This window comes from Candidatus Kaelpia imicola (genome assembly GCA_030765505.1).
Taxonomy (GTDB): Bacteria; Omnitrophota; Gorgyraeia; order Kaelpiales; family Kaelpiaceae; genus Kaelpia; species Kaelpia imicola.
This window is the reverse complement of sequence record JAVCCL010000041.1, coordinates 1-10,940: the sequence shown is the minus strand read 5'-3', so window position 1 is coordinate 10,940 and position 10,940 is coordinate 1. Positions and strand designations below refer to the sequence as shown.

Sequence of the window (10,940 nt, the reverse complement as noted above, 5' to 3'; positions counted from 1 at the left end):
GATAATAGCTTAACTGAATTCAGAACAAAGAAAATAAACGATGAGTATAAATATCTAATGGTAGACGGAATCTGGGTTCATGTAAAAGAGTCTAATGGAGTTAAGAATAGGCCTATAATAGTGGTTTTAGGTATTAGATTGGATAACACCAAAGAGATGCTGGCATTTAAGCTGGCAGCCGGAGAATCTGAGGCAGCAGTTACACCTATGTTGAATGATTTATATAGACGCGGATTAGAAGGCAGGAATCTAAAAGCAGCAGCAAGTGACGGCGCAAAAGGGATAAAAGCAGCAATAGAGATGGTCTATCCCTATGCTAAATGGCAATTGTGCTCAACGCATAAAATGAGAAACTTATGCAGTAATATCGAACAGAAGAAAAAACACCGTAAAGAGATGCTAAACGATGCCAGTCAGATATATGAATCAGCAACAAGAAAGGAAGCGGTAATACGGTTCGGCAGTTTTTGCAGCAAGTGGGAGTTACTCGAGAGAAAAGCGGTTAAGCATTTTAAGAAAGATTTTAGTAAGACATTGGTATTCTATGAATATGCAGAAGACCGCAGGTTCATAAGTACTACAAACCACTTAGAAAGAGATTTAGAAGAGATAAGACGCCGTATCAAGACACAGGGGTATTTCAAGAATGAACGCAGTGCAGATCTCTGGGTATATGGGATATTAAAATATTCAGAAAGAATTAGAGAATCAAAAGGGATGTCATTCTCTATTACAGAAGAGAAAACTAAAGAACTTGAATATGAAAGTGTCCAAAATTCTTGACACTATCGGTATTTTTATGGGAGAGCCAAAAACCTACTTACCAATGCAAAAACGGGAGAATATTGTCTCTAAAACATCTTCAGTAACCTCAACCCCCAAAATAGAAGACAGAGAACTTAAAGATAGCCTTAAATCCTCTGTAATCAACTCAAAATAAACATCTTCTGAGATACTATCAATTGCCTTACTAAGAGCTTTAAGAGCCTTTTTAACCCTCTCTAAATGCCTTAGATTGGTTATAATTGGAACTGATAGATCTATTTTTTCTTTTAAAAATAACTTAAAGATACTCTTTTTAAGTTTTTTGATACCTAACTCCTTAATAGCAGATATTTTAACTATATTACCATAACCTAATTTTTTGATAATCGATAAATCTAGTTTATCTTTTAAATCAATCTTATTTATAACTATAATTACATGCTTATCCTTAACTTTGTCTAATATTAAACGATCATCATTGGATAACTCTTCAGTTGAATCTAAAACGACTAAGACTAAATCAGCTCCCTCTATCTCATCTTTTGCTCTTCTTACCCCCTCTCTCTCTATTAAATTCTCTGTCTCTATGATCCCTGCTGTATCAGCAATTTTTAAAGGAAGCCCCTCTAAGTCTATTATCTCCTCAATCACATCTCTTGTTGTTCCAGGTGTTGAAGTAACAATAACTCTATCGTGACCCAAAAGAGCATTCATAAGAGAGGATTTACCGACGTTAGGCCTACCTACTATAACACCCTTTATTCCCTCACGCATAAGAGAACCTTCCTTGCCATGAGCGATTAAATCTTTTAGCTCTTTTTTTATATTATTTAGTTTTTTTAAAAGATCTTCTTTTCTGCTCTTCCCTATCTCTTCTTCTGGAAAATCCAATATTGCCTCAAACTCAGATACTACCAGAAGTAACTCCTCTCTTATCTTAGATATAACCTTAGACAATCCCCCGTCAAGCTGCCTAGCTGAAACTCTAAGATACTCTTCTGTCTTAGCATCTATTATATTCATTACCGCTTCAGCTTGAGACAGATCGATTCTGCCATTAAGATAGGCACGGAGAGTAAACTCACCTGGCGAAGCAACTCGGGCACCTCCACTCATGCAGAGATCTAAAACTTGATTTAGCACAACAACCCCTCCATGACAATTTATCTCAACTATATCTTCTCTTGTATAGGTCTTAGGAGCTCTCATAACCGTAAGAAGCACCTCATCTATAAAGCTCTCTTCTTTAGAACTATCATCTTTTATAAAACCATAATGAATAGTGTGAGATTTAAAATTCTTTGGAGATTTATTATTTTTTGAAATAAAGATACTAGAAACTATATCTAATGATTTAGGTCCAGATAACCTAATTACTCCTATACCTGAACGACCAAGGGGAGTGGATATTGCAACTATTGTATCATCTGGCCTGTAATGCTCCACATTTAAATACCTCAAGAGCTTTAGAGACTAAGAATATAGAACCTGTTATAAGGAATAGCCTCTTCTTATCAGATTTATTCAACATCTTAAATATTGACTCCTCAAAATTATATTCAACTTTATAGTTAGTCAGCCTTAAATCATCGGCTATCTCCACCAATTCTTCTTGATAGCTAAGCCTATCACTTAAAATACGGGTAAATATAATTTCACTCGAAAATTTAGATATCTCTTTTATAATACCTTCTTTATCTTTATCTGAACTTATCGCAAGAATAGAGACAATATCTCTTTTAGGGTATAGTCTCTTCAGCTCATCTCCTAATAGCTCAACGCTCTCTGGGGTATGGGCAGAGTCAAGCACTATAACTGGATTCTTATTTATAAGCTGCATCCTACCCGGCCAACATATCTTAAGTAGAGCTAATCTTATTTTTGAAGAAGAGATACTAGAATAATCTTTACTCAAAATATGAGCTGCAGCAATAGATAATGCAAGGTTCTGATACTGAAAGCAACCTAAGAGATTAGTCTTTAAATTGAGATATTTGCTATTCTCTGTATAAAGAGAGAAAGAACTGTTTTTATCTTTAAATTCTATATCCTCACCTATTACATACAGCGGAACGTTGTTCTTCCTGGCATTATCTTTTACCCTCTTTATTGCTTGAGACCATTTTTGAATACCAAGAATGCAGGGAACACCCTCTTTTAATATTCCACACTTTTCATCTGTTATCTGTGTTATTTTATTTCCAAGCTTATCTGTATGCTCAAAGATTATCTTTGTTATTATAGTTAAAATGGGATTAATTAAGTTTGTTGCATCAAGTCTACCGCCTAAACCTACTTCGATAATAGCTAAATCCAAGTTTTTCTCTTTAAAGCAAAGAAACGCAACTAGAGTGTAGACCTCAAAAAAGGTAGGCCTACCCCATCTTGAATTATTAGAGAACTCTTCTATGAGAGGTTTTGCATCATTGATAACCCTAACCAGATCCTCTTCTGAGATAGTATCACCAAAACCTATCGGATCATCTGTCTTATTGGTTGAAATCCTGATTCTCTCTCTAAAGCTTAAGAGGTGAGGTGAAGTATAGAGCCCAACATTATAGCCTGACTCTTTAAGTATCTGAAATAGCGATGCTGATACCGTACCCTTACCCTTACTACCTGTTATATGAATAGATTTAAAGTTATCCTGAGGGTTATCAAGCTTATCCAATAGATCCCTCATTCTCTCTAACTTAAGCTCCCTGGAATAATTATAACGAGGGACCTTCTCAAGATTGAAAAATGAATTTAAGTAATCTATTGCTTGAGTGTAATCTTTAATATCCATAGACTTTAGAATTAATGACGGAAGTGACGTATTGAGGTAAATACCATAGCTAAACCTAGCTCGTCAGCCTTCTCTATTACCTCTCTATCTTTAATTGAGCCCCCAGGCTGAATGATAGAGCTAATACCTGCTTCTTTTGCTAATTCAATAGAGTCTGCCATGGGAAAGAATGCATCTGATGCTAAAACAGCCCCTTTAGCTCTATCCCCTGCTTTACGAATTGAGATTATAACCGAGTCTACTCTAGAGGCTTGCCCAGCTCCGATACCAACCGTTGCATATGTTTTATCGCCAAAATCTTTTACTAAGACTATAGCATTAGATTTAACCTTAGCTACAACACTCCAGGCAAAGAGAAGAGCATCTATCTCAGAATCATCAGGCCTCTTCTTCGTAACAACCTTTAAATCATCTCTCCCTACATCTTTAAGATCCCTATCTTGAACTAAAAAACCGCCTCTAATTTTCCTAAAATCAAGCGACTCTAAAGCTACGTCTTCTGAGAAAGAGTTTAGTTCCATAATCCTAAGATTTTTCTTCTTACTCAATATAGATAATCCATCCTTACTGTAGCTTGGAGCAATAATACACTCTTTAAAACCTGTCTCTACTATCGCCTCTGCAACCTTAAGAGTTACTTCTCTATTCAACCCTATGATACCGCCAAAAGCAGAGAGACTATCAGATTCGTTGGCTTTTATAAATGCATCTCCTATATCAGAAGCAATAGCTAAACCACAGGGGTTATTATGCTTTATAATTACTGCAGCCGGATCCTTAAAACCAGCTAAGCAACTTAGAGCTGAATCTAAATCAAGCCAGTTATTAAAAGAGAGTTCTTTACCTGATATTTTTTTAGCATCTGATATTCCTCGCTCGCCAACCACATCATAGATAGCACCTTTTTGGTGAGAGTTCTCTCCATACCTTAAATCAGACTTCTTCTCTAAATTAATTGAAATATTACTAGCTAACCCCTCTTTTCTATCTACAGCTCCTCCCAAATAAGAGCCTATTGACTTATCATATGAAGCCATAGTATTAAAAACTTCTTTAGCGAACTCAAGAGATAACTCCTCTGAAACTCCTCCTCCTTTACCTAGCTCCTCAATTAACTCTTTGTATTGAGAAGGACTAGAGAGAGTAGCCACAAATTTATAGTTCTTAGCTGCTGCTCTTATCATAGTAGGACCACCAATATCTATAAACTCTATTGCTCTATCTATCTCTAAATTTCCATCTTTAGTAACTTCTCTAAATGGATAGAGATTTACAACAACAAGATCTATTCTTTTTATACCAAGCTTATCCAATTTGACCATATCATCTTTATTATCTCGCCTAGCTAATATCCCGGCATGAATCTTTGGGTGAAGTGTCTTAACACGCCCATCCATCATCTCAGGAAACTGAGTATAATCTTCAACACAAATTACAGGAATACCATTCTCCTTAAGCAATTTAGCTGTACCGCCCGTTGAGAGTATCTCTACATTACGCTCAATTAGGGCTTTGGCTAAATCCAAAAGACCATCTTTTTCATAGACGCTTATAAGCGCTCTTTTAATCTCAATCATTGGAACCTCCATCTATTAACGCCCGCTAAAAATCACTCCTAGATTATAAATGAGAAGCGGATTATATTCCAGAACCTTATTATAAATACTATTTAAATAAGTATAACAATTAATTCTTATTTTAATAAGAAATGCCCCGCAAAATAAGCGGGGCATAGTCTATACATCTTTTCTATTCTATTATTGAGTAATATCTTCTTTTTTTCTTACTTTATCGCGCCATTCCTCAAGCATTCTTGATGCTGTCTCTCTGCCTCCTAAACCAAATGCAAGTCCGATTGCAAGACCGATACTACCAAGTGAAACTTGGAGTGCAAATGATAGTATGCCAGCTTGAATCCTAAGCTGCTGAAGTGAGATAACAAGAGCAAAGAGAATTACAACGACTCTTGTTAAATTACCCAAGAAATGTGCTTCCTGAACTCCAACTCCTCTCATTGCAGTCTTAACCAAGCCTGATAAGAAAGATGCAAGATACATCCCAACAACAACAACAAACACAGCTGCTATTACATTAGGAATATAGAAGATGATTTTATCCATAAGCTGGGCAAGCACGTTGAGTTTTAAGATGTTTAGAGCTGAGATAAATACAAGCAGCATTACAAACCAATAGAGAAGCACACTCAGAAGTTGTGAGAAAGTCTGCTTTATCCCGCCTTTGCTTAAGAGGTTTGATAAGCCGGATTTATCAGAGAGCATATCAAGTTTAAGCCAGGAGAAGACCTTGGATGTAATCTTCTGTATCGTCTTAGCAGCAAACCAACCAATAACAAGAACTGCTAATGCGCTTATGAGGGTGGGTAGAAAGTTAACTGCACGGGTAAATATACCGCTCACCGGATCCCAAAGTATTGCTTTCCAGTCCATATACTCACCTCCTAATAGGTTCTTTTGAACCTGAACAAATTATCCCCAGTCCCGGGGTTTCTCTCTAGTATTTATTGTAAATACATAGAAATAAAGCGTCAAGGAGAATATCTAATATTAAATTTTAAAATGTAAAATAAATATCAATTTACTTATTTTTTAAATTCATTTCCCAGCTTTTCTATTCTAAAAATACCTTAATAATCCTTTAATTTTATTATCTCTTTTATACTCTTTATAAAGTAACCTTCTCTACGAAAACTAAAACGAGAAGAAATAGCTAACTTTTCATAAATCAATCTCTAACCATATAATATATAAAGACTCATATATATTAATCACTTTAACACATACTTGACAACATACATTAAATAGAGTACTTCTATATTAGAAGATAGGAGTAGAGTTTTTAGTAATAAAGAATAAAAAGAGGGGGGGGTAATGAAAAACAAAAATCTTTCTGTATTTGTCAGAATTTCTCTTATTGCTTTTATTTTAATCAGCATAACATCTGTACCCGATGTTCAAGCACGAAGAATAATTACAGCAACAATTACATCTCACCAGGAACAATTTCTTAATAACCGTGGTGCAATTCCTTTAGAGTTAGCAAATATAGAAGCAAAACGTGATTTATCAATACCTAATTGGCCAACACTAAAGAATATAGAATCTTCTTCCCTTTCAGATGAAGCAAAAAGAGTATTAACTTTGCCTTATTATGTCGATACGTTATTTCAAAATACTGCTACTGATCAAATGGAAAGAAACGCTGTTGGACTTGTGTATTCTATAGCATACTTAAGACAGTTTTCAGAACAAGAACGCAATGAAATATTAGAGGAACTAGGAACAATTGCCTCTACAGAAGTAGTAAATTTTTTAAAAAATAATCTCAATAAAGAACTAGACCCTGAATCAGGAGCTGCTCGATTAAGAGCACAGAGAAACACATGGTTAGGGAACGCACAGGAAGAAACTCAGCTTGAAGCAATTGGAACGTTTTTATTAGGTCAAAAATTCAGCAATGAAAAAATACAAAAAATTGCCGAAATTATACATGCCCGAGACAGAATAGTCACTCGCAGCCGTGCTATGAAAATCGGCTTGGAAGCTCTTGCTGTCCAGGATACAAAATATAATTATGCCCCTCAAATCTTAGAACAGATTTCAAATAATACCAATTTAATGCAAGTTGTTTTCGGCTTCCGCGATGCTGTCATTATCGATGATTTATACAATGTGGATGAAATACAAAAAGTTCTCTGGACAATGCGCCAGTTAGAAGGACCAATTATCAATGTTTTAGAACTTCCGAATGGCAAATATTATGTTTACGATGAATATAGCTTGAGAAAAAAAGCTTTTAATTCCAATATAGATATAAACCTTATCGCAACTAAAACAGGATTAGAGCATTTAATAAAAAAGGATATAACCCAAGAACAAGAAGATAAGACATCAGTAGAACAAGAAGATAAGCCATCAGTATTCTATTTAGCGGCTCAACAAGAAGCAGATCCTACTCTTTCTGCCCTTATTCCTGAACTCGCACTTTCTATACTTACTGACAGATACGGGCAGCAATTCATTTATTTTGATCCTTTAAATAAAATTTATCGCGCTTCGGCTTTAGCCGGACAAGTGATTGAACTGGAGAAACTTACTCCTGATGCAGTATATATTGCTACTATGAACCGGCCAGAGGCGCTAAACAGCCAGTTGGAAGTAGAGCTGGAAAATTACCGTATCTTTAACCACTATGCACCAATCGTAATCATAGATAATACAAAAGACCCTGATCCTACAAAATTTACAAGTCCGGAGGAATATGAAAAACATAGACTACTAACTCAGAATAAAGAACATATAGCTGAGTTAAGAAATACATTTCCGGAAGCATCAATCACTCATAGCGCAATAGGCACAGATACAGATATACCGGAAACAAATAGATTAGTAGAGATTTATGCTGAGGAATTGAAAAAAGAATATGACTCAAAATTATCAAACAATACTCTTGATCCAATAATTAAGAATATTTTGTTAAAAGAAAGTGTTATAGAAAATAATAAAATTAATTTTAATAAACTAGAAGAATATCTAAAAGATAATATGTTTAAACATATCTCCGGCGTACGCAACCATATGTTTTTAATGGCTCTGGCAAAAGGAAATGTAATAGTTATGAATATGGACGACGATGCCTCGCCAGAAACATATACGGGCACTGCAGAAAAAAGAGCTGAAATTAATTCCGGAAGAATAACAGCACAAGGTGAGCAAATGAAGAAGCTAATTAACGCAGCAAGGGAAATAGATACGAGAATTGAAGATGAAGAAACTCTATATAAATACTGGAATGATAATGACATCAGATTTAGACAGCTAGAGAGGGACTACTTTAGCTTCTCTGAAGATGGAGAAACAGGGCTTATAGCTCAAGCAACGGAAGAGATTCAAAAATTAGCTGATTACTTCTTAGAAAAATCTAAAGAAGCAGGATTTGAAATAACACCTTTTAGATGTCAATCATTAATGGATTTGGCTGACTATATGATACGAGTAAGCGACTTTTTCTATACTGATAATGAAGGCTACATAGAGCGGGGCACAAAAGAAGAAGACAATCAAGTTTCGTTTACAATTTTACCGGTTAATACATTTTCTCAGGTTGCTTTTCTGGGTAAAACTGTTGGGGAGACAAATCTGCCTCTTTCAAAATCTGATATGCGCGGGATATTAGGGATACCCGGAGAATCTGATGATTTTGTCAATCATTTGCAGAGCATTTTAGAAGATACAATTATTTATGTAGCTTATCCATTTGTCGGAGACCAAGATACATCAGGCCGCGCTCAAGCAATACAGTATGTTTATCGTGATGTAAATAAAGATTTCAGCATGGTTAATCTACAGCATACTCATCGTTCAGCATTTTTGAATGAGGGGGTTATGGGGTTTGCCAGCGATACGTATATAATCTTTAACCGCGGAATGTTTAGCGTTGCTATTCCATTCCCTTCTATAGGAAGGCAGTTACGCCTTGAAGAACCGCCTTATGTAAAATGGATTATCGCTCAGGCAATGGAAGGAAAGGTCACTTCAATGTTCTCTATGGTAGCTGGAGCTCAGATAAGAAAGATAGATGAAAGAATTTATGTTATCTCATATCAGGATTTTACAGAAGTTGTCGGTGGAACAGCACGGTATTTTTATGAAGCTGCAATTGAGCGATATAACGCCGCTTATACTGCCAGCGCTAACCTCCAGGGGCCGGGGAAAGAGATGGAACGGCTACAGGCACTTGGTAAAGCATTTACTGAAACAGCAGATACGATGGACGCCTTAGCAGGTATAGTTCAAAATTTAGCTGAAAATGACGAGTTAGATTTAAGCAATTTAGATAAATTGGAAAATACAATTATTCAAAAATACAGCGAAGAAAATGAAAATCGCGATAATTTTGTTGAGTTTACAGAACAATTCATAGGAGATATTGAAGGTTTACGTACAGACAGGGAAACAGTTGTAAAGTTTTTATCAGAATTAGGCAGAAGAAGAGGAGAAAAGTCATGGATTCTAGAAGATAAAGTAGCAGAAAAAAATACAAAGCAAGAAGCTTTAGGAGCAGCAAAAGAGATTGACCCAGACTCAGAGGAGATTCAAAACTTAAAACAGGAGATTCAAAACTTAAATCAAGGGATTGAGGAAATGGAGCAAGAGATTGGAGCTATGGATTTAGTTTTAACCCAGTATGCTAACGATTTTTTCCTCTACCATATAGAGAGCACTCGAATAGGAGAAACCGACAATTTTGATTATAATTCAAACAATGAAAGTGAAGACTACTTTTACGAAATATGGATTGCCAACGGCAAGCTCTACTGGCAAAAAGTTAGATCTCACTTGGAAGTTGAGGACAAAAATGGGGTTAAAACAGCAATCTCTTCTGAATGGATACCTTTAACAGGAGAAAATGCAAGCGGCTCTGTAGATATTGAAAGAGATTCTAATGACATAGTGGGTAGAATCAAAATCGAAGATGGCCAGTATATCATTATAAATAAACTTCCCCAGTTTGGTAAAACCGCAATTGTTCCGGCTCTGGTAGATAATTTTGAAATTGGAGAAAAAATAAACGATGAGTATAGAGAAGGATACCTTGACGCAGTTCTTAATCTTGCCCGAGAATCCATTAGAAGCGACGGGGAAACATTGATTCTCTGGCCGGATGTGGTAGATTTGTTAAAAGACCCCGATACTATAAGCAAAATTTGGCCGTAGAAAGAAAGATTTTGTTAGAATTCTTTTTAAAAACGTAGCAATAAAGATTAGAGGTGTTCTCTATTTTAAATCTAAATTTTCTCGAAAAATATTTTTAAATAATTCAGGTTTCTCTCTGTCAACACTCTTTCTATCTCAATTCTTACAGTATACCTGCCCGCATCAAAGAGAGCCTTTTGAGTTCCAAGAGCTTGAAGTGCATTCTGCATTCCACAGCTAAATCCTACTATCTCATCTTCTGGAATAATAGTACTACCTTTACTATTTATAACAACGAATATAGAGATACCTAAGTCAGGTCCTTGTTGCAAAAATTGTGCTGTTGAATGTTCGTAGATAGGCCCTACTCCATATACATCTTGAAGATTATTTTTCCTAGCAATAGAACGCGCTAAGGCCCAAACTCTCTCACGCTCTTTGGTCTCATAAGCATAAGGAAAGAACCCAGCATAACTTTTACCTTTATAATTAGCAAACTGCATAATAATAGAATAAACCTTAGCTATATCTTTAGATGTTTTAATATCGATACCTTTTTGAAGAGCAAAAGATACTAAATCATCAGCGCTAACTTCCATAATAGCTCCAAAATCAAGAACAATTCCATCTGCTATATTAATACGATAACTACTAGCATTATCTTTAACTTCGTC

The 10,940-nt window shown here is 35.6% G+C and carries 7 protein-coding genes; 2 read left to right on the top strand and 5 right to left on the bottom strand.

What is annotated here, in order from left to right; translation table 11 throughout:
- The coding region (locus P9L98_06290; GenBank protein ID MDP8216901.1) for a transposase at window positions 1-783 on the top strand (783 nt) is incomplete at its 5' end.
- Between the two features lie 33 nt (window positions 784-816).
- Here P9L98_06290 and mnmE read toward each other — a convergent pair.
- The 4 genes from mnmE to P9L98_06270 form a co-directional block, all read right to left on the bottom strand.
- Complete coding sequence (gene mnmE, locus P9L98_06285) at window positions 817-2,211, bottom strand: tRNA uridine-5-carboxymethylaminomethyl(34) synthesis GTPase MnmE (protein ID MDP8216900.1); 1,395 nt, start codon at window positions 2,209-2,211, stop codon at window positions 817-819.
- Window positions 2,189-3,553 (bottom strand): folylpolyglutamate synthase/dihydrofolate synthase family protein, encoded by a 1,365-nt coding sequence (locus P9L98_06280; GenBank protein ID MDP8216899.1) that lies wholly within the window; start codon window positions 3,551-3,553, stop codon window positions 2,189-2,191. The genes mnmE and P9L98_06280 overlap by 23 nt, the downstream gene beginning before the upstream one ends.
- A gap of 11 nt (window positions 3,554-3,564) precedes the next feature.
- Window positions 3,565-5,130: a bifunctional phosphoribosylaminoimidazolecarboxamide formyltransferase/IMP cyclohydrolase gene (purH, locus tag P9L98_06275; protein MDP8216898.1), complete on the bottom strand. Its 1,566-nt coding sequence runs from the start codon at window positions 5,128-5,130 to the stop codon at window positions 3,565-3,567.
- 180 nt (window positions 5,131-5,310) lie between these two features.
- Window positions 5,311-6,000: a hypothetical protein gene (locus P9L98_06270; protein ID MDP8216897.1), complete on the bottom strand. Its 690-nt coding sequence runs from the start codon at window positions 5,998-6,000 to the stop codon at window positions 5,311-5,313.
- A 441-nt stretch (window positions 6,001-6,441) separates the two neighbouring features.
- Here P9L98_06270 and P9L98_06265 point away from each other — a divergent pair, with 441 nt between their 5' ends.
- Window positions 6,442-10,287 carry a hypothetical protein gene (locus P9L98_06265; GenBank protein ID MDP8216896.1) on the top strand — a complete coding sequence of 1,282 codons (3,846 nt, stop codon included), beginning with the start codon at window positions 6,442-6,444 and terminating at the stop codon, window positions 10,285-10,287.
- 71 nt (window positions 10,288-10,358) lie between these two features.
- Here P9L98_06265 and P9L98_06260 read toward each other — a convergent pair.
- On the bottom strand, window positions 10,359-10,940 hold a 582-nt coding region (locus P9L98_06260), incomplete at its 5' end, for a hypothetical protein (GenBank protein MDP8216895.1).